We start from the raw sequence: 17,648 nt of genomic DNA, 5'->3' as shown, positions 1-17,648 counted from the left end.
GATAATAAATGCCAAGATTCACGTGCGCTTCAAATCCGGCGTTCTCGACCCCCAGGGAACTGCCATAAAGGGGGCCCTGAAGCATCTGGGCTTTGAGGAAGTGGAAGATGTAAGGGTAGGAAAGCTTATCGAGATAAAGCTAGATGCCGCCAGTAAAAAAGACGCGGAAGGGCAGATAAAGGCCATGTGTGAAAAACTTCTGGCAAATCCCGTTATAGAGGATTACAGCTTTGAGTTATCTTTGTAACTATTCAGCACCTTTCGTTGGTTCAGTATTTTTCCTTCTCGCTCCGAAGATGCTGAATAGTTAAAATCAATTTTAAGTCTGGAGGCAAAACCATGAAATGCGCTGTCATAATGTTTCCCGGTTCAAACTGCGATGTGGACTGCTACCATGCCTGCAGGGATGTACTGGGACAGCCTACGGAATATGTTTTTCATAAGGAGAAATTTTCACCGGGGGATTTTGACCTCATAGTGCTGCCCGGGGGATTTTCCTATGGTGATTATCTCAGAGCCGGAGCCATTGCCAGGTTTTCACCGGCTATGGATTCGGTGGTAAAAGCCGCCGAAGCCGGAAAGCTCATACTCGGAATATGCAACGGTTTTCAGATTTTACTCGAGGCAAAACTCCTGCCGGGTGCCATGAAGAGGAACCGGGACCTGAAATTTCACTGCCATGACATATTTTTGCGAGTGGAAAACAGCAACACGCCCTTTACCGGGCTTTATAAAAAGGGCGAAATAATAAAAATGCCCATAGCCCACGGGGAGGGTAATTATTTTGCCGACAGGGATACGATGGAAAAACTGAAGGCCCGGGGCGGCGTGGTGTTTACTTACTGTGACAGGGACGGAAATGTCACCGAAGAAGCCAATCCCAACGGTTCGGTAGAAAACATAGCCGGTATTGTCAGTGAACAGGGGAATGTGCTTGGCATGATGCCACATCCCGAGCGGTGTGCGGAGGATATACTGGGCAATACGGATGGCAGGAGAGTGTTCGAATCGATTCTGCAGTATGTTGAGGGGAGTGTCGCTCATGGCAGGTAGAGATGATGCTAGAAAGCTGGGTTTGACCGATTATGAATATGACGAGATAGTGAAGACCCTGGGGCGCGAACCGAATTATCTTGAGTTAGGCATGTATAGCGTCATGTGGTCCGAACACTGCAGCTACAAAAACTCCAAGCCCATCCTGAAAAGATTTCCCACTTCCGGCCCCCGGGTGCTGCAGGGTCCAGGGGAAAATGCCGGCATAGTGGATATAGGCGATAACCTGGCCGTGGTAATGAAGGTGGAAAGCCACAACCATCCTTCTGCTGTAGAACCCTATCAGGGAGCTGCTACGGGTGTTGGGGGCATTATCCGGGACATCTTCACCATGGGGGCAAGGCCGGTGGCCCTGCTCGATTCTCTGAGATTCGGCAGCCTCGATGATCCCGGGGTAAAATACCTTTTTGGCGGGGTCGTCTCCGGCATAGCCGATTACGGCAACTGCATGGGCATCCCCACCATCGGCGGAGAAGTGTATTTTGATGATTCCTATAGGGACAATCCTCTGGTCAATGCCATGTGTGTGGGAATAATCCACCACGACCGTATAGTGAAGGGCAGAGCTGCAGGGGTGGGAAACTCCGTCATGCTTGTAGGCTCCACCACAGGCAGGGACGGCATGCATGGAGCGAGTTTCGCCTCCGAGGAGCTTTCCGAGGACTCGGTGGCCAAAAGGCCTTCGGTGCAGGTGGGGGACCCCTTTATGGAAAAACTGCTTCTGGAAGCCTGCCTGGAACTTCTGCAACATAAATGGGTAGTGGGCATTCAGGACCTGGGAGCCGCAGGGCTTACATCATCTTCCTGTGAAACCGCTGCCAGAGCTGATAGCGGGATAGAACTGGACGTGGCCCTGGTTCCAAGAAGGGAAGAGAATATGACCCCCTATGAGGTCATGATATCCGAATCCCAGGAACGCATGCTGGTAATAGTGGAAAAAGGTCATGAGGAAGATGTTAAAAAAATCTTTGAAAAATGGGACCTGAATGCGGTAAAAATCGGCACCGTCACCGGCGATGGCATGCTCAGAATACTGGAGAACGGGACTGTGGTGGCCGAAGTGCCGGCCAAATCCCTGGCCGAAGGAGCTCCTTCGGTAAAAAGGGAGAGCAAAAAGCCTTCATATATGAAAGAACTTGATATAGATTTGTCGAAGATTAAAGTTCCTGCTGACTTAAATGAGGCCCTATTAAAATTATTGTCATCACCTAACATTGCCAGCAAAGCATGGGTATATCAGCAGTATGATCACACGGTAAGGACCGATACTGTGGTGCCTCCCGGCTCGGATGCGGCAGTACTGCGGATAAAGGGGACAAAAAAAGGTATAGCCCTGACCACCGACTGCAACGGCTATTATTGCTTCCTGGACCCCTATGAAGGGGGCAAACAGGCAGTGGCCGAAGCTGCACGAAATCTGGTAGTCAGCGGAGCCCAGCCTCTTGCAATCACAGACTGCCTCAATTTTGGAAATCCCGAAAAGCCCGAGGTTTATTACCAGTTTGAAAGATGCGTTGATGGCATGGCTGAAGCGGCCCGCTATCTTAATACGCCGGTTATCAGCGGCAATGTAAGTTTTTACAATGAAACAAAGGAAAATGCCATATTCCCCACTCCAGTGGTGGGAATGGTGGGCATTCTGGAAGATGTGGAAAAACACTGCACCATGGGATTTAAGAAAGAGGGCGACATAGTAGTCCTTTTGGGAAATAACACCGACGAACTTGGGGGTTCTGAATATTTGCGGGAGGTAATTGGAGTTCGGGGAGGAAAGCCGCCCAGACTAAATCTTGAAGTGGAAAAAAAAGTCCAGGATTGCTGCCTGAAAGCCATAGAACTGGGCCTTGTTCACTCTGCCCACGATGTTTCCGAAGGAGGGCTTGCGGTGGCTCTGGCGGAAAGCTGTATCACGGGAAACACCGGCTTTTCAGGGGAAATAGAAACTGAGCTTCGCCCCGATGCTGTGTTGTTCGGAGAGGGACAGTCCAGGATAATCATGAGCCTTCCTGAAGAAAATCTTTCCCTTCTTCAAAAACTTGCAGGGGAAATAGGTGTTAATATATCGGTGCTCGGATTTGTCAGACCGGGGAAATTTAAAATAGAAGTCAAACATAAAGGGCAGAATGTGGGTAAGATTGAGATTCCGGTGGAGAAAATAGCTTTAAGTTGGGGGAACGCCATAAGATGGAAAGTCGAGAACTGATGGACGATAAATTGAAAGAGGCCTGCGGCGTATTCGGTATATACTCAAGCCATGAGGATGCTGCATTGAGCCGGACGGTTTATTACGGCCTTTATGCCCTGCAGCACCGGGGGCAGGAAAGCGCTGGGATTGCCGCGACTTCAGGTAAAGGAATAGATTACCATAAGGGTCTCGGCCTTGTTTCCGAGGTTTTCGATGACGGTATTCTGGACAAATTGAAAGGCCACATAGCTATAGGCCATGTGCGCTATTCCACCACCGGTTCCAATACATTGATTAACGCTCAACCATTGGTGGTAAAATATAAAAACGGCTCGCTGGCTGTAGCCCACAACGGAAATCTGGTAAACGCTCTGGAAATCCGGAAGGAGCTGGAGGAAGATGGCGCCATATTTCAAACCACCGTGGACAGCGAGGTCATCGCCTTTTTGATTGCCAGAGAACCTTCCGGAGATATTGTCAAAGCCGCCAGGTCGTGTATGAAAAAAATAAAGGGATCCTATGCCCTGATCATAATGACCGAAGACAGCCTCATCGGTATAAGGGATCCAAAAGGAATAAGGCCTTTATGCCTCGGGAAATATAACGGTTCCCATGTGCTGGCTTCGGAGACCTGCGCTCTTGATACCGTCGGGGCGGAATTTATAAGGGACATAGAGCCGGGAGAAATAGTTATAATAAATAAAGATGGCGTAAGAAGCGTCATGACAAAAAATGAACCCGGCTCTTCCCTCTGCATCTTTGAATTTGTATATTTTGCCAGGCCTGACAGCACCATCGACGGTATGAATATTCATATGTCCCGGTGGGAGGCCGGCAGGCAGCTGGCGCTGGAACATCCCGCCGATGCAGATCTGGTTATAGGAGTCCCCGATTCCGGCACGGTTTCAGCCATGGGATATGCCGAGACCTCAGGAATTCCCTTCGGCATCGGCCTTATAAAAAACAGGTATATCGGCAGGACCTTCATACAACCCAGCCAGGAATCCCGAGTGCTGGGAGTAAAACTCAAGCTCAATGCCATGAAAGAAGTAATAAAAGGCAAACGCCTCGTTATGGTAGATGACTCCATCGTGAGGGGCACCACCAGCGGGCAGATAGTAAAAATGCTCAAAGATGCCGGGGCAAAAGAGGTACATGTGAGAATAAGTTCCCCGCCCATAAAGTATTCCTGCTATTTTGGCATAGATACTTCCACCCAGAAGGAGCTCATCGGCGCCAGGCAGCAGGTGGAAGAAATAAGAAAATTTATTGGCGCCGACAGCCTGGGTTACTTAAGCCTGGAAGGACTGCTGAAGTCTACCGGTCTTCCTGCGGCAAAATTCTGCACTGGATGTTTTTGCGGTACGTACCCCATGGAAGTGCCGCAGGAAGGCAAGAAGTATCTCTTTGAGAAAAGATAGCTATAGATGTTTTTACCTCGCTTAAAGTTCCGCCCATAAGAAGCTCTAAGCTCGCTGCGGGCAGTTCCAAACTCGCTCGCTGGGCTCGCTCAAACATATGGAACTGCTTTTCCTTCGCTTCGCTAAGAGCTTCTAATGGGCTACACAATGCGCTTCGCCAAAAACATCTATAACTTCTATATCAAGGATGGGCGTATAGTAGATGCGGCAGTTCTATGATGCTGGTTGGCTGCAGCGGTCTATTTAATCATGAGTAAAAAAAGATAGGGGAGATATTATGACAGATACAATGTCATATAAAGATGCCGGGGTGGATGTGGATGCTGGCAATAGGGCCGTGGAGCTCATGAAGACCCATGTGAAATCCACCTTCCGGCCAGGGGTGCTGGGGAATATAGGCGGGTTTGGAGGATTTTTCCAGTTGGATATAAAAAAATACCGGGAACCGGTGCTGGTTTCCGGTACTGATGGCGTAGGGACAAAGCTCAAGATAGCCTTTGCCATGGATAAGCACGATACCGTGGGGATAGATTGTGTTGCCATGTGTGTCAACGATATCCTGGTCCATGGTGCGGAGCCCCTGTTTTTCCTTGATTATGTCGCATTAGGGAAACTAATTCCTGAAAAAGTAGCGGAAATTGTAAAGGGTGTTGCCGAGGGTTGCAGGCAGGCGGGGTGTGCCCTCATAGGCGGGGAGACTGCAGAAATGCCGGGCTTGTATGATGAAGAGGAATATGACCTGGCGGGTTTTGCCGTGGGAGTTGTGGATAAGGCTAACCTCATAGACGGGTCCCGTATTCGGGAAGGCGACGTGGTTATTGGTCTCACTTCCTCAGGGCTTCACAGCAACGGATACTCCCTCGCAAGAAAGGTCCTGTTGGAGAAGGCTGGATATTCTCTTACCAAATACATAGAAGAGCTGGGCAAAACCCTGGGAGAAGAAATGCTGCTGCCCACCAGAATATACGTCAAAACGGTTCGGGAGCTCGCCCATCTTGAGATTCGCGGCATGGCCCATATAACGGGGGGAGGCCTTGTGGAAAATCTCCCGAGGATATTGCCCGAAGGACTGGAATTTGAAATACATAAGGGTGCCTGGGAGGTGCCGCCTATTTTCCATATAATTCAGAAGGCGGGAAATGTTGAGGATGAGGAGATGTACAGGACATTTAACATGGGCATCGGATACGTAATAGTAGCTCCTGAAAATCAGGCAAATGATATTCTAAATGTAATAAATAATAAAAATAATAATAACGGCGGGCTGTCAGAAGATACAAAGGCCATGATCATCGGAAGGGTTACCGCCGGAAAAGGCGGGGTGGTATTTTGCCGGCACTCAAGCTCGGTGTTCTAGTTTCAGGGGGTGGCACTAATCTGCAGTCCATCATAGATCATATAGAGTCGGGGTATCTTCCGGCCGAAATCGCGGTTGTAATTTCCAGCAAAGAAGGTGCCTATGCTCTGGAAAGAGCTAAAAAGCATCGTATTCCTGCTTATGTGGTAAAAAGGAAAGATTTTGACTCCCAGGAAAAATATGAGGATGAGATGATAGAGTTATTAAGGCGGCACCATGTGGAACTTGTAGTGCTGGCAGGATTTATAAAAGTCCTTTCTCCCCACTTTGTAAGAGCATTTCCGAACAGAATAATGAATATTCATCCGGCACTAATACCGTCTTTTTGCGGTAAGGGCTTTTACGGCGAAAAGGTGCATGAAGCTGTTTTAAACTACGGTGCAAAAATAACAGGCGTAACGGTGCACTTTGTGGATGAGGGCACCGATACCGGGCCCATCATTCTTCAAAGAGCAGTAGCCGTCGAAGATGATGACACTCCAGACACCCTGGCGGCCAGGGTCTTGAAGGAGGAACACAAAATTTACCCCGAGGCCATAAAGCTTTACGCCGAGGGCCGTTTGGAAATCCGGGGCAGACGAGTAATAATAAAAAGTAAAAGGAGGAATTTTAATGATTAAGCGGGCACTCATCAGCGTTTCCGACAAGACTGGACTTATAGATTTTGCCAGAGGCCTTTATGATATGGGAGTGGAGATTATCTCTACAGGGGGTACTGCCAGGGCATTGCAGGAGGCAGGCATAAAAGTGACCGCAGTATCAGATGTCACCGGCTTTCCCGAGATACTGGACGGGCGGGTGAAAACCCTCCACCCCAGGATTCACGGCGGGCTTCTGGCCCTTCGCCAAAACCTGGAGCATATGGAACAGATTAAGAAGCTGGGCATTGAACCCATCGACCTGGTGGCTATAAACCTGTATCCTTTTAAAGAGACCATTCAAAAGCCCGGCGTGACTTTTGAAGAGGCCATAGAAAACATCGACATAGGCGGACCATCCATGCTGCGCTCGGCCGCAAAAAACCACCAGGATGTTGTAGTGATTTGCGATCCCCAGGACTATTCCAAAGTGATAGACCGTTTGAAGAAAGAGGGAGATGTGGATTTAAGCTACCGAAGGATGCTGGCACTGAAGGTCTTTGAACATACAGCGCACTATGATGCCCTGATCTCCGGTTATCTGAGAGAAGTTGTAAGTGAAGATATAAAGCAAAGCGCACCTGATACAGCCTCCGGTGAAACGGTGAAGGCTACGGAAAGCGGATTTCCCGAGAATCTTACTCTGGCTTTTGAAAAGGCCCAGGACCTGAGATACGGAGAAAATCCTCACCAGAAAGCAGCCTTTTACAGAGAAGTCGGAAAGATTCCGGGCACCATAGCCGGGGCAACACAGCTTCATGGCAAGGAACTTTCCTTTAATAATATAAATGATGCGGATGCAGCTTTTAGGGCGGTGCTGGAATTCGATATGCCCGCCGCGGTGGGTGTAAAGCACACGAATCCATGCGGTGTGGCCTGTGGTAAAGACATCCATGAAGCATATCTCAAGGCCTATGCCGCAGACCCCGTTTCAATTTTCGGCGGCATTGTGGCCCTCAACCGGCCTGTAGACAGGGCTACCGCCGAAGAACTGGTAAAAATATTTTTGGAAATCGTCATAGCACCGGCCTTTGAACCGGATGCCCTGGAAGTATTGAAGATAAAAAAGAATCTCAGGCTGCTGCAAATCGATGTATCACCTGAAACTATATCACCTGGAGCCCGAGCAGCGTGGGATATGAAAAGGGTTTCCGGAGGCCTGCTGGTGCAGGATGCAGATGTACATGATTTTGATGAAAAAGATTTAAGAGTCGTCACTAAAAGGGTGCCTTCAGACAAAGAAATGGTAGATCTGCTCTTCGGATGGAAAGTGGTAAAACACGTAAAATCCAATGCCATTGTGCTGGCAAAGAACCTTGTTACCGTCGGAATCGGCGCCGGACAGGTAAATCGAATATGGCCCACAGAGCAGAGCATTGCCCATGCCGGGGATAAGGCCAGGGGAGCCGTGCTGGCCTCCGATGCATTCTTCCCCTTCTCCGATGTGGTGGAGGCGGCAGCCGCTGCAGGCATCACCGCCATCATCCAGCCCGGAGGTTCTTTGAGGGATGAGGATTCCATAAAGGCTGCTGACGAACACGGTATCGCCATGGTGTTTACCGGTGTGCGCCACTTCAGGCATTGAGAGGTGATTTATGATGAAAGTTATGGTCGTAGGCGGCGGAGGCCGGGAACATGCACTGGTGTGGAAGATAGCCCAAAGCCCCAGGGTAGAGGAGATTTTCTGCACCCCGGGCAATGCAGGTATTAAAAAAATAGCCCGGTGTGTGGATATATCTGCAGAAGACATTAAAGCCCTGGCTGATTTTGCGGAAAAAAAGAGCATTGACCTGACGGTGGTAGGTCCCGAAGCTCCTCTGGTAGAAGGTATAGTGGATGAATTTGAAGCTAGGGGGCTGAAGGCCTTTGGTCCAAATAAAGCAGCGTCCCAAATAGAGGGCAGCAAGGTTTTTGCCAAAAACCTCATGGAAAAATATAATATTCCCACCGCTGCTTTCAGGGTATTTGACAATTCTATAGATGCCATAAATTATATAGATAGCATAGACGCTCCCATGGTGGTCAAGGCTGAAGGACTGGCGGCCGGCAAGGGTGTTGTGGTGGCAAAAGATAAGGATGCAGCCGTATCGGCAGTAAAATCCATAATGGAACAAAGGATTTTCGGCAAAGCAGGAGCAAGGGTGGTTATCGAAGAGTATCTGGAAGGACCCGAAGTTACTGTCTTATCCTTTTGTGATGGAAAGATTGCCGTACCCATGGTATCAAGCCGCGACCACAAGCGAGTCTTTGATAACGATGAGGGGCCTAATACCGGAGGTATGGGGGCCATTTCCCCGGCACCGGCTTACAGCATGGAACTGGCCGAAGTGGTGGAAAAGGAGATTATCCAGAAAACCGTTGAGGCTATGGCGGCCGAAGGCATACCTTTTAAAGGAGTGCTTTATACAGGCCTCATGCTCACAAAAAAAGGGCCCAGAGTACTGGAGTACAACTGCCGGTTCGGGGACCCGGAAACTCAGGTGGTACTTCCGAGATTAAAGACAGATCTTATTGATATAATGGAAGCCTGCATTGACGGCAACCTTGAAAAGGTGATGATAGAGTGGAAAGAAGAAAAAGCTGTATGCGTGGTGCTGGCATCAGGAGGATATCCCGGTCCATATGAAAAGGGCAAGGTCATAGAAGGCCTATCGGAGGCGGAAGCAGAGGGAGCGCTGGTATTTCATGCAGGCACGGCAGAAAAAAACGGTAAGATCATTACTGCCGGCGGACGGGTCCTGGGTGTTACCGCTCTGGGGGACACAGAAGACAAAGCCCGGCAGGAAGCTTACAATGCTATATCGAAGATAAGTTTTGAAGATATGCATTACCGTAAAGATATAGGGAAAATACAATAGAAATGTTAGAATTACCATCAAGTTTAATACAAAAATTTTTTTATAAAAAGGATTTTGACGAAATAAGTAGAATTTAAAAAGTATAAAAAGAATGGACCGGTATAACACCATGGCCCAAAGTGGAGCGCTCCAGGAGATGCCCTAACTTCCAAAAGCTTTCAACAAAATAAAAAATTCCTATTGCCTTCATGGTTTGAGGGAATAGGAACTCTATAGAAAAAGTTTTCGCATTATGATGGCGACCTGTTATAAGAAAATGGGGTTATAGCCACTCTTTTATCATAGAAAGTAATGTGTTTTTTTTATTCAATGTTGGATTTTTTATAACTTCTTCCAGTAGTTTTTCTAAAATGTCTCCCACCTTCGGCCCCGGAGAGATGCCCAGTTCTTTGATAATATCTTCGCCTGTAACATTCAGATCCTTTATTTTATAATCACTGTGTTCATCTTTTAATATTTCCAGGTCTTCTATAAGTTTACGAAGCCCTTTTCCCACAGCCACTTCAAAACCGCTGGCTATCCTGTCAGCCACTCTTAAATCTATGAGGTCGTAGATGTTTTCCCATCCTACTTTTGATATGAGACGGCGGGCATCGGCTATGGGGGTGTCGGGAGTGTAATGAAACATGTGGTGCTTAATTAAAAGCACCACTTTTTTGATAATCTTTTTGTCAAAACGGAGATTTGCCAATATTTCATTGGCCAGTTGAGCCGAGCTTATGTGATGTTTTGGGAATTCCAGCCCCTTTTCACCCCGGATGGCAGTGCGGGGTTTTGCCACATCGTGGAGCAGGGCGGCAAGGCGTAAGGGCAACGTATTCCTTATTATCCTGCAGGCTATGAGATTGTGTTCCAGCACATCCACCGGCTTGTTGAAGTGCATCATGCCCATGCCTTCCATGAGCTCAGGGATGATGTGTTCCATGAGTCCTGTTACGACGAGGGTTACAAGGCCATTAAAGGCATGGTCTCCGGTTATGAGTTTGGATAACTCGTCCCGGATTCTTTCCCGGGAAATATCGGCGAGCCCGGGAGCCCCGGCTCTTAGCGCGTAAAGGGTGGAAGCATCGATGGAAAACCCCAGCTGAGCCTGGAAGCGGGCGGCTCTCATGGCCCGCAGGGGGTCCTCCCAGATTCTTCTGGTGGAACCCGTGCATTTTATGATGCCAGATTGTAAATCTTTCCGACCGTCGAAGGGATCTAAAAATTCCCCAGAAACGGGGTCGTAGGCCATGGAATTTATGGTAAAATCCCGGCGAGCCAGATCGGTATAAATGGTGCCGCCGAAAGCATAATCCGGCTTTCGGCCGGGAGCATCGTTCCTGAAAGGGGTAATCTCGATTTTGATTAGATTTTTGCGGTTTTTGTACCCGGGTTCGATGCCCTTGCGGTTCTGCAATTCCTGATTTTTGGTTTCAATGACGCTGTCACTCTTTTTCCGCAACACCATCATAGTCCCGAAATCTCCGTAAGGTATCGCATCGGGGAAAACGGATGCTATCTCATGAGGCAGAGCACTGGTGGCGATGTCAAAATCCGGGTTTTCACGACCCAACAGCATATCCCGCAGTGCTCCACCCACCACGTAGGCTTTAAATCCTGCAGAATTTAGCTTTTTGCAGATTTCCTTTATGAAAGAAGGTATTTCAAATCGAGTCTCCATTTTTATCCCCATTCACAAGAATATCAACTTAACCGTTAAAAGACTGTAATAAACAAATATTTTCTTCAAAAGGGCTGCCTTTTAATGAGTTTACAAGTCTTTCATCAGCAGAGATAAGTTGGGTACGCCCTTTTAACGCCAGAGCAAGATACATGCTGTCATATACTGTCCTTTTTGTATTATGAGCAACTGTAAAAGCAGACGATATAAGGTCTTTTGAACTTACGATTTTAACCGGATTTGTTTTGATTATATTTTCTATAATCTTTTTTGCCATGTCAAATGAAATCTCATTTGTTATTGTTTTTTTCCATAATACGTTGCCTATCTCCGATAAGATGAGTTCCGGCGCCATTAACTTAAAGCGTCCCTGCTGTATCTGATATAATATGTTTACTGCTTTTTCAGAAAAAATTTCTGGAATATACCATTTTATCACAACACTACTATCTATAACATAATATTTCATCGCTCTCTATCCTCACGGATTAGATCGACAGAGTTCGAAAAAAACTTTTCGGAAGACAGTTTTTTTCTGATATTTTCAGATACCCGCACCGTTTCATTGATATCGTAATTTGCGGCTTCTTCCAGGACCGAAAGAATTTCTTTCTGAAGGGAAGTGTTTTTGGATTTGGCTCTATCCTTAAGTTTGTTTAAGATTTCTTCAGGAACTTTTCTAATTAAGACATCGGGCAAATACACCACCCCCATTATTTAGATATCATAATGATATCACCGATTCTTTGTGGTGTCAACAAAAAGAGAAAAAGCTTAACTTTAATGAAACTATTATTATTGAAAAAAAGTATTTGGAAGCTTTATTGAGGGATGATATAATTATTTTAAGAAACATTATAATGATTTTAAAAGAAATAGGAAGGATGAATTCATGATGGATGTTCAGGAAATGTTTGAAAAAGGGGTAATATATAGTGATTTTTTAAAAGGCGCCGATGAAAAATCATATTTAAAACTTCATGAAATCTATAATAACCTTCATTTTTCAGAGGACATAAAAGGGCGGATAAAGAGCATAGGTAGGGAAATAAATGTGCTGATTTTTGCGGAAACCTGGTGTCCTGATTGTGTCGTGAGTGTTCCGGCGCTCGTAAAGATGGCCGAAGAAAACAAGAACATAAAATACGCCATTCTTCCCAGGGAAGGTCATGAGGATTTCCTTGAAAAATATAGATATGAAGGGAAACCCAGAATACCCACCTTCGTATTTTATGATGAGAATTTTAGTGAGTTAGGTTCTTTTGTGGAAATCCCTCAAAAGATAAAAATAATCTACGAAAAAGGTTATCAGCCGGATATTATCGTAGCTCGGCGGGAATACCGGCAGGGGAAATACTATAATATGATAGCAGAAGAATTTTTGAAAATCATTAGAGAAAACAATCCTGATAACATAGGTTTGGGTGGTATACCCCTGTCGGAAAAATTTAAAAAGTAATTAAAATAATGGCTCTCTGCCAGGATTTTATATTGACTTTGCTAATTTTAAAAGCGCTTGAAGGCCAACGATTAAGATGAGACCTTTCAAGCGCCATTAATTTAAATAAGAATAATTTCGGTGTAAAGATTGGAACCTCTGTCGGGAGATGGCCAAAAGCACCGTTTAGTGAAGCCGTACCGTTCTTATTTCATAATTACAAGCTCATCCATGTTTTTCCTTATCTTCTTAAACTCGTGGGTTTCGGCATATCCTATGGGAGTAAAGGCTATGGGTTCTAATCCCGGTTCCGGTTTTAGAACTTCTTTTACGGCAATAGGGTTAAATGCCCCTATCCAGCAAGTTCCAAGGCCCAGGTCGGTAGCTGCCAGGATGATGTGGTCCATGACGATAGCCGCATCGATATCACCGTAATTTTTGCCGTCGCTTCTCACCCAGGCTTTATCAGGAATGGAGAAAATCCCTATGATTACAGGGGCTTTTACAAACCAGTCTCTATTATAGATTTTTTTTAGTTCCTCTTCCTTGCCGGCAGTGTGGATCACCATGATTTTAAAAGCCTGTCTGTTTGCCGCAGTAGGAGCTAACCTTGCCGCTTCTAGAATTTTATCAATTTTCTCCTGTTCCACCGGGTATGATTTATAAGAGCGTACACTGTGCCTCTGTTTAATAAGGTCAAAAGTTTCCATGGAATCTTACCTCCGTTAAGTATTACTTTACTGTTACTACTTTCATATTTATCCTTCCCACACTTTAAATCCGTTTTTCATTAGATTTTCTCTAAGCTCGTTTATGTTGCCGGTATCCACTTTCAATTCCACAAACTTGAGGTTCATGACTTCGGCGTCAAAGGTGGCCATGCCCACTATATTAGCATCATTTTCTACAATAAGGGAAGTTAAGCGGGCAAGGGTACCTTTGTATATCTTTGACCCTCATGGTGTTCAAAAATTCTTCCCTATCGGAGAAGTTTCCCTTAAAGAAGGTCTCAAATATTTTTCTGCGGGTTATGATACCTGAAAATTTATTGCCGTCAAGGACGGGGAAAGTAGTATAACCCTTTTCTTCCAACCGTGTGAGAGCCTGCTTTAATGTGTCATCTTGTGATAAGAAAGACACATCCTGCTTTTTAACCATGATTCCCCTGATAAGCATTTGATTCTCCCCCCTTATGTTATTTTTCTCAACTTATAATAATTATAAACTAAATTGGGATGATATTCCACTGCTTTTTACTATAATCATATAAAGCAAGGTATATTTATATCCTATTGTTAATCTGCTATAATTATAATTGTAAATGAAATAAAAGACGGTGATAAATTTATGCCTTTTTTGTTGTTATTGGTCATGCTACTGGTAATATTTCCATATCTTATTGTTCCGGTAATGGTGTTTTTTGGTATAGGAATTTTATTTTTACTCCCTTATGTTCTTATTTTTAATTCCTTTTATAACGTTTTTACAATCCCGTGGCAGATAATGAAGATTGCTGCCGATAAAAGGATCAGGAAAAACCATAGTCTCGAGCATGCCACGGTAAATATCCTGGAACAGCGCTACGGCAGGCCATTGAGGATAGGGGGTCTTGCGTATTCCAACGGTTTTTCTATATCCGGTCCTGACCTACCGTCACCTTATGAGGTGCTGGATGCCGCCAGAGAGGGTCACTACAGAATGGCCCGGGGTGAAACATATCTTGCTGTACATCCCCGTTGCGGCACATCCATGGCTGCCGCAAGTTTCCTGTTCTCCCTGGTGTTTATCCTGGTTTTAATATTTTTTCATCATATATCTTTGCTAAATATAATACTGGCTTTTCTTGCGGCAAACTTACTGGCAAAGCCTTTTGGAAAAATACTCCAGAAATTTTTTACAACCTATCCCGATGTAAGAGACATGGATGTGCTGGATATATACGGAAAACCGACGGCCTTCGGTTTCCCTTTTGAGATAATGGTGAATCCCAACCGCACGTATTTCATAAGGACCACCGCCGGCGGGAGAGGCTCCTGGTTTTTTCTATCGTAAGAATAATTTTGGCGTAGAAGCCAATTCCACTGCCGGAGATGGCCGAAAGCACCCGTTTAGTGAGGCTTTTGCTCTTGAGCTGGAAACAGGAGGCGGTAATTAATATTAAAATTATTGTATCAAAACAGGAGTGCTGATTTCATGATAATTCCTGGGAAAAAAGTTCATGCTATTTTTGAACAAAGGCTCAACAGATTTGTGGCTAAAGTGAATCTTAAGGGAGAAAGCATCAAAGTCCATGTTCCCAACAGCGGCAGGTTAAAAGAGCTTCTAACACCGGGGACTGTGGTAATATTGAGAGAATTGGAAAATCCTCTCAGAAAGTTTAAATATGATATCATCATGGCTTATAAAGACGGCAAGCTTGTCTCAATAGATTCCTTACTGCCGAATAAACTGGTGAAAGCTTTTTTAGAACAAGGCATCAATACATTTGAACATAATAAAAAGGACATCGATAAATTGTTTGAATATGATTTTGTGAGATCCGAGGGTAACATTTAAAAAAAGTAGATTTGACATAGGCCTTGGTACAAGTAATAAAGTTCCGGTAGAAATAGAAAAGGAAGGTACTCATGATAAGGCAGAAAAAGGCGGTATAAAATATTATATGGAATTAAAGGGGTAACCCTGGTGGAAAAAAGTATTGCCCGCTTTCCGGATGCCCCTACTGAAAGGGGAACAAAGCACCTCCTGGAACTTATAGAGGCAAAGCGAGAGGGCTTCGGAGCGGGCGTATTTTTTGTCATACAGCGGGAGGATGCGAAATTTTTTTCCCCGAACGATGCCATGGACCAGGACTTCGGAAAGGCTTTGAGAGCAGCCGCCCGGGCGGGGGTGGATATTTTCGCTTACAGGTGCAAGGTAAAACCCGATAGCATCGAATTAGCGGAAATAGTAAAGATATGCCTTGCATGACCGAAGTGTATCATTGCATTAAAAGCGAAGACCTATCTTTTCCTGAACCTTTCTTAAAGTCCTTGCAGCGATAGCCTCAGCCCTTTGAGCTCCCTCGGCAAGGACCCTTTTAATCTCATCTCTGGACAATCCATAATATTTATCCTGTATTTGTTTTAAAGTATTTGTCGTGATTTCTACCAGGTCTTTTTTCAGTTGTCCGTAACCCTTCCCATCATACTCTCTTACAGTTTCTTCAATACTTTTACCTGTCTGGACGCTCATGAGGGTAAGAAGGTTGCTTATACCCGGCTTTTTATCAGGGTCATAATATATTTTGCTTTCCGAATCGGTAACGGCCCTCATTATCTTCTTTTTTACCAATTCCGGCGTATCCAAAAGTAAAATGCGCCCCATTTCATCTTCTGCACTCTTGCTCATCTTTTTTTTCCGGGTAAGTGAGGGACATAATCCTTGCGCCTACATTGCTTATGAGGGCTTCAGGCACCACGAAAGTTTCTCCAAACCTGTTGTTGAACCTCTGGGCGATATCTCTGGTCAGTTCCAGATGCTGTTTCTGGTCGGCGCCTACGGGCACATAGTTGGTGTCATAGAGCATATGTCCGCCGCCATGAGGGTAGGATAGGTAAAAAGGCCGCAAGATACATTTTCCTTGCCTTCACTTTTATCTTTGAATTGCGTCATCCTATTTAATTCCCCAAAATATGTGATGCACTGCAAAAGCCATGCAAGTTCACTGTGGGCAGGCACATAGGATTGAGCAAAAAGTACGGTCTTTTGGGGTCAAGGCCTATAGCAAGATAAATGCCGGTCAGTTCTATTATTTTCTGCTTTAAGACATCGGGATCCTGGGGGACTGTCAATGCATGTAAGTCCACCACGCAGAAAAAACATTCATGTTCATCCTGTAGTTCTACAAAGTGCTTCATAGCACCCAGGTAATTCCCTATATGAATATCGCCTGTGGGTTGTACTCCGGAAAAAACTCTCGTCAACTTATTTCAGCTCCTTGCTAAATCATTTTTGTTAATTTGATATTATTATAACTATATTTTCCCTACTATTTCAATATCATTCTAACATGAGAATCCAATCCATTGTAGGATTTAAAAATCAGCCTTTCCATATAATCTTTCCTTGCTATAATCTTTCCACGCAGTTGTATAAAATGCCGCAAAATGATAAAATTATAAAAGTTAAAAGTAGAAGGGGGTCGAAGAGTGGTCAGGGCGGAATTTGGATTTATAAAACCGGAATTCTGCAACCTGGGAGAAAAACCCTATAAGATTCTGGGAGAAAGTGTGGTTACCCAGGCCAGGCTTTCGGAGCCCGTCAGGATTCTTAAAGAAGAAGATAGCTGGTATTACATAGAAATGTCTGACGAATACAAGGGCTGGATTCACTCCAAGGATGTGGACGCGGTGGATGAGCGGAAGTGGCACAAATGGCTGGAAAGCCCTCATGTGCTGGTTACCGAAAGCTTTTCGCCGATCCTGTCTGTCACGGACTATAGAGCAATAAACGGAGCGGTGATGGCTACCATGCTAAGACTTGTCGGGGAAAATGCCGGATATTATATTGTGGCTTTACCCGGTGGACAGGCAGGTTTGCTGTCCAAAAATGCGGGATTTGTGATATCATCTTTCGGCGAAATTCCGAAGGGAAGCTATGACAACATTATCGAAACCGGCAAAAGATTTATAGGCCTGCCCTATTTCTGGGGAGGCACCACCCCTTACGGTTTTGACTGTTCGGGTTTTGTACAAACACTCTTTTTAATGAACGGATACAAGCTACCCCGGGATGCGGACCAGCAGTTCGAGGTGGGAGAGGTAATAGAAAAGCGCGAAGACCTTGAAAAAGGTGATGCGGTGTTTTTCAGCACTTATGCACCGGGTCCTTCTCATATAGGCATTTATATAGGAAACGGGGAATACATCCATAGCTCCGGTAAAACCGGTGTTGCCATAAACAGTTTCAATCCCGAAGCTGAAAATTACCGGGAAGACCTCGATAAAAAATATATCGAGGCCAGGCGGTATAGATTATAGCTAAAAGAGGTGAA

At 45.4% G+C, this 17,648-nt stretch carries 19 protein-coding genes and 1 pseudogene; 13 read left to right on the top strand and 7 right to left on the bottom strand.

Annotated elements, in window-relative coordinates; all coding sequences use genetic code 11:
• The first annotated feature begins 1 nt into the window (after position 1).
• The 8 genes from purS (at position 2) to purD (ending at position 9,512) form a co-directional block, all read left to right on the top strand.
• Positions 2-247 carry a phosphoribosylformylglycinamidine synthase subunit PurS gene (gene purS / locus D2962_RS11030; protein WP_122015777.1) on the top strand — a complete coding sequence of 82 codons (246 nt, stop codon included), beginning with the start codon at positions 2-4 and terminating at the stop codon, positions 245-247.
• Between the two features lie 92 nt (positions 248-339).
• Positions 340-1,053 (top strand): phosphoribosylformylglycinamidine synthase subunit PurQ, encoded by a 714-nt coding sequence (gene purQ, locus D2962_RS11025; RefSeq protein WP_122014997.1) that lies wholly within the window; start codon positions 340-342, stop codon positions 1,051-1,053.
• Positions 1,043-3,256: a phosphoribosylformylglycinamidine synthase subunit PurL gene (purL, locus tag D2962_RS11020; protein ID WP_122014996.1), complete on the top strand. Its 2,214-nt coding sequence runs from the start codon at positions 1,043-1,045 to the stop codon at positions 3,254-3,256. The genes purQ and purL overlap by 11 nt, the downstream gene beginning before the upstream one ends.
• Positions 3,238-4,659: an amidophosphoribosyltransferase gene (gene purF / locus D2962_RS11015; RefSeq protein ID WP_122014995.1), complete on the top strand. Its 1,422-nt coding sequence runs from the start codon at positions 3,238-3,240 to the stop codon at positions 4,657-4,659. The genes purL and purF overlap by 19 nt, the downstream gene beginning before the upstream one ends.
• 277 nt (positions 4,660-4,936) lie before the next feature.
• Entirely contained in the window at positions 4,937-6,016 is a 1,080-nt protein-coding gene (gene purM, locus D2962_RS11010) for a phosphoribosylformylglycinamidine cyclo-ligase (protein WP_122014994.1), read from the top strand.
• A complete protein-coding gene (gene purN / locus D2962_RS11005; RefSeq protein WP_122014993.1) occupies positions 5,989-6,636 on the top strand; it encodes a phosphoribosylglycinamide formyltransferase in 648 nt (215 codons plus the stop codon). Before purM ends, purN begins: the two co-directional genes overlap by 28 nt.
• Positions 6,629-8,239 carry a bifunctional phosphoribosylaminoimidazolecarboxamide formyltransferase/IMP cyclohydrolase gene (gene purH, locus D2962_RS11000; RefSeq protein ID WP_122014992.1) on the top strand — a complete coding sequence of 537 codons (1,611 nt, stop codon included), beginning with the start codon at positions 6,629-6,631 and terminating at the stop codon, positions 8,237-8,239. The genes purN and purH overlap by 8 nt, the downstream gene beginning before the upstream one ends.
• Positions 8,240-8,252: 13 nt before the next feature.
• The gene (purD, locus tag D2962_RS10995) at positions 8,253-9,512 is read left to right on the top strand and encodes a phosphoribosylamine--glycine ligase (RefSeq protein WP_122015776.1); all 1,260 of its coding nucleotides are present in this window, start codon (positions 8,253-8,255) and stop codon (positions 9,510-9,512) included.
• Positions 9,513-9,774: 262 nt separating this feature from the next.
• Here purD and D2962_RS10990 read toward each other — a convergent pair whose 3' ends face one another.
• From D2962_RS10990 to D2962_RS10980, 3 genes are read right to left on the bottom strand one after another with little or no spacing between them, the layout of a single operon-like run.
• Complete coding sequence (locus tag D2962_RS10990; protein ID WP_122014991.1) at positions 9,775-11,175, bottom strand: CCA tRNA nucleotidyltransferase; 1,401 nt, start codon at positions 11,173-11,175, stop codon at positions 9,775-9,777.
• 28 nt (positions 11,176-11,203) lie between these two features.
• Positions 11,204-11,644 carry a type II toxin-antitoxin system VapC family toxin gene (locus tag D2962_RS10985; RefSeq protein ID WP_120765817.1) on the bottom strand — a complete coding sequence of 147 codons (441 nt, stop codon included), beginning with the start codon at positions 11,642-11,644 and terminating at the stop codon, positions 11,204-11,206.
• Positions 11,641-11,874, bottom strand: coding sequence for a FitA-like ribbon-helix-helix domain-containing protein (locus D2962_RS10980; protein ID WP_120765818.1), 234 nt, complete (start codon positions 11,872-11,874; stop codon positions 11,641-11,643). Before D2962_RS10980 ends, D2962_RS10985 begins: the two co-directional genes overlap by 4 nt.
• 193 nt (positions 11,875-12,067) lie before the next feature.
• Here D2962_RS10980 and D2962_RS10975 point away from each other — a divergent pair, with 193 nt between their 5' ends.
• Positions 12,068-12,634: a thioredoxin family protein gene (locus D2962_RS10975; protein WP_245984626.1), complete on the top strand. Its 567-nt coding sequence runs from the start codon at positions 12,068-12,070 to the stop codon at positions 12,632-12,634.
• A 185-nt stretch (positions 12,635-12,819) separates the two neighbouring features.
• On the opposite strand, the gene D2962_RS10970 is transcribed toward D2962_RS10975, so the two are convergent.
• From D2962_RS10970 to D2962_RS10965, 3 genes are read right to left on the bottom strand one after another with little or no spacing between them, the layout of a single operon-like run.
• On the bottom strand, positions 12,820-13,323 hold the full coding sequence (locus D2962_RS10970) for a nitroreductase family protein (protein WP_122014989.1): 504 nt from the start codon (positions 13,321-13,323) through the stop codon (positions 12,820-12,822).
• A gap of 48 nt (positions 13,324-13,371) precedes the next feature.
• Positions 13,372-13,500, bottom strand: a complete 129-nt coding sequence (locus D2962_RS19295) for a hypothetical protein (RefSeq protein WP_281273663.1) — start codon at positions 13,498-13,500, stop codon at positions 13,372-13,374.
• A 10-nt stretch (positions 13,501-13,510) separates the two neighbouring features.
• The gene (locus D2962_RS10965; protein ID WP_122014988.1) at positions 13,511-13,789 is read right to left on the bottom strand and encodes a CBS domain-containing protein; all 279 of its coding nucleotides are present in this window, start codon (positions 13,787-13,789) and stop codon (positions 13,511-13,513) included.
• 327 nt (positions 13,790-14,116) lie between these two features.
• Between D2962_RS10965 and D2962_RS10960 the strand changes: the two genes are divergently transcribed.
• The 3 genes from D2962_RS10960 to D2962_RS19890 all read left to right on the top strand — a co-directional run bounded on the left by D2962_RS10960 (position 14,117) and on the right by D2962_RS19890 (position 15,583).
• Positions 14,117-14,665, top strand: coding sequence for a DUF6391 domain-containing protein (locus tag D2962_RS10960; RefSeq protein WP_245984624.1), 549 nt, complete (start codon positions 14,117-14,119; stop codon positions 14,663-14,665).
• A gap of 141 nt (positions 14,666-14,806) precedes the next feature.
• Positions 14,807-15,169, top strand: a complete 363-nt coding sequence (locus tag D2962_RS19895; RefSeq protein ID WP_222927509.1) for a hypothetical protein — start codon at positions 14,807-14,809, stop codon at positions 15,167-15,169.
• Positions 15,170-15,268: 99 nt separating this feature from the next.
• Entirely contained in the window at positions 15,269-15,583 is a 315-nt protein-coding gene (locus tag D2962_RS19890) for a DNA/RNA nuclease SfsA (RefSeq protein WP_281273790.1), read from the top strand.
• Positions 15,584-15,601: 18 nt separating this feature from the next.
• Here D2962_RS19890 and trpS read toward each other — a convergent pair.
• Positions 15,602-16,578, bottom strand: a pseudogene (gene trpS / locus D2962_RS19650) (tryptophan--tRNA ligase).
• 225 nt (positions 16,579-16,803) lie between these two features.
• Between trpS and D2962_RS10945 the strand changes: the two are divergent.
• The gene (locus tag D2962_RS10945; RefSeq protein ID WP_120765824.1) at positions 16,804-17,634 is read left to right on the top strand and encodes a C40 family peptidase; all 831 of its coding nucleotides are present in this window, start codon (positions 16,804-16,806) and stop codon (positions 17,632-17,634) included.
• The last annotated feature ends 14 nt before the right edge of the window (positions 17,635-17,648 follow it).

The organism is Biomaibacter acetigenes (assembly GCF_003691585.1).
GTDB lineage: Bacteria > Bacillota > Thermosediminibacteria > Thermosediminibacterales > Tepidanaerobacteraceae > Biomaibacter > Biomaibacter acetigenes.
This window is presented reverse-complemented; position numbering and strand designations above follow the sequence as displayed.

Bases quoted from the DNA above. Each gene is read 5' to 3' on its own strand.
- purF (WP_122014995.1), top strand. From the start codon at position 3,238: ATGGAAAGTCGAGAACTGATGGACGATAAATTGAAAGAGGCCTGCGGC.
- D2962_RS10970 (WP_122014989.1), bottom strand. From the start codon at position 13,323: ATGGAAACTTTTGACCTTATTAAACAGAGGCACAGTGTACGCTCTTAT.
- purD (WP_122015776.1), top strand. From the start codon at position 8,253: ATGAAAGTTATGGTCGTAGGCGGCGGAGGCCGGGAACATGCACTGGTG.
- D2962_RS10975 (WP_245984626.1), top strand. From the start codon at position 12,068: ATGATGGATGTTCAGGAAATGTTTGAAAAAGGGGTAATATATAGTGAT.
- purH (WP_122014992.1), top strand. From the start codon at position 6,629: ATGATTAAGCGGGCACTCATCAGCGTTTCCGACAAGACTGGACTTATA.
- purQ (WP_122014997.1), top strand. From the start codon at position 340: ATGAAATGCGCTGTCATAATGTTTCCCGGTTCAAACTGCGATGTGGAC.
- D2962_RS19895 (WP_222927509.1), top strand. From the start codon at position 14,807: ATGATAATTCCTGGGAAAAAAGTTCATGCTATTTTTGAACAAAGGCTC.
- D2962_RS10985 (WP_120765817.1), bottom strand. From the start codon at position 11,644: ATGAAATATTATGTTATAGATAGTAGTGTTGTGATAAAATGGTATATT.
- purM (WP_122014994.1), top strand. From the start codon at position 4,937: ATGACAGATACAATGTCATATAAAGATGCCGGGGTGGATGTGGATGCT.
- D2962_RS10990 (WP_122014991.1), bottom strand. From the start codon at position 11,175: ATGGAGACTCGATTTGAAATACCTTCTTTCATAAAGGAAATCTGCAAA.
- D2962_RS10965 (WP_122014988.1), bottom strand. From the start codon at position 13,789: ATGCTTATCAGGGGAATCATGGTTAAAAAGCAGGATGTGTCTTTCTTA.
- purL (WP_122014996.1), top strand. From the start codon at position 1,043: ATGGCAGGTAGAGATGATGCTAGAAAGCTGGGTTTGACCGATTATGAA.
- D2962_RS10960 (WP_245984624.1), top strand. From the start codon at position 14,117: ATGAAGATTGCTGCCGATAAAAGGATCAGGAAAAACCATAGTCTCGAG.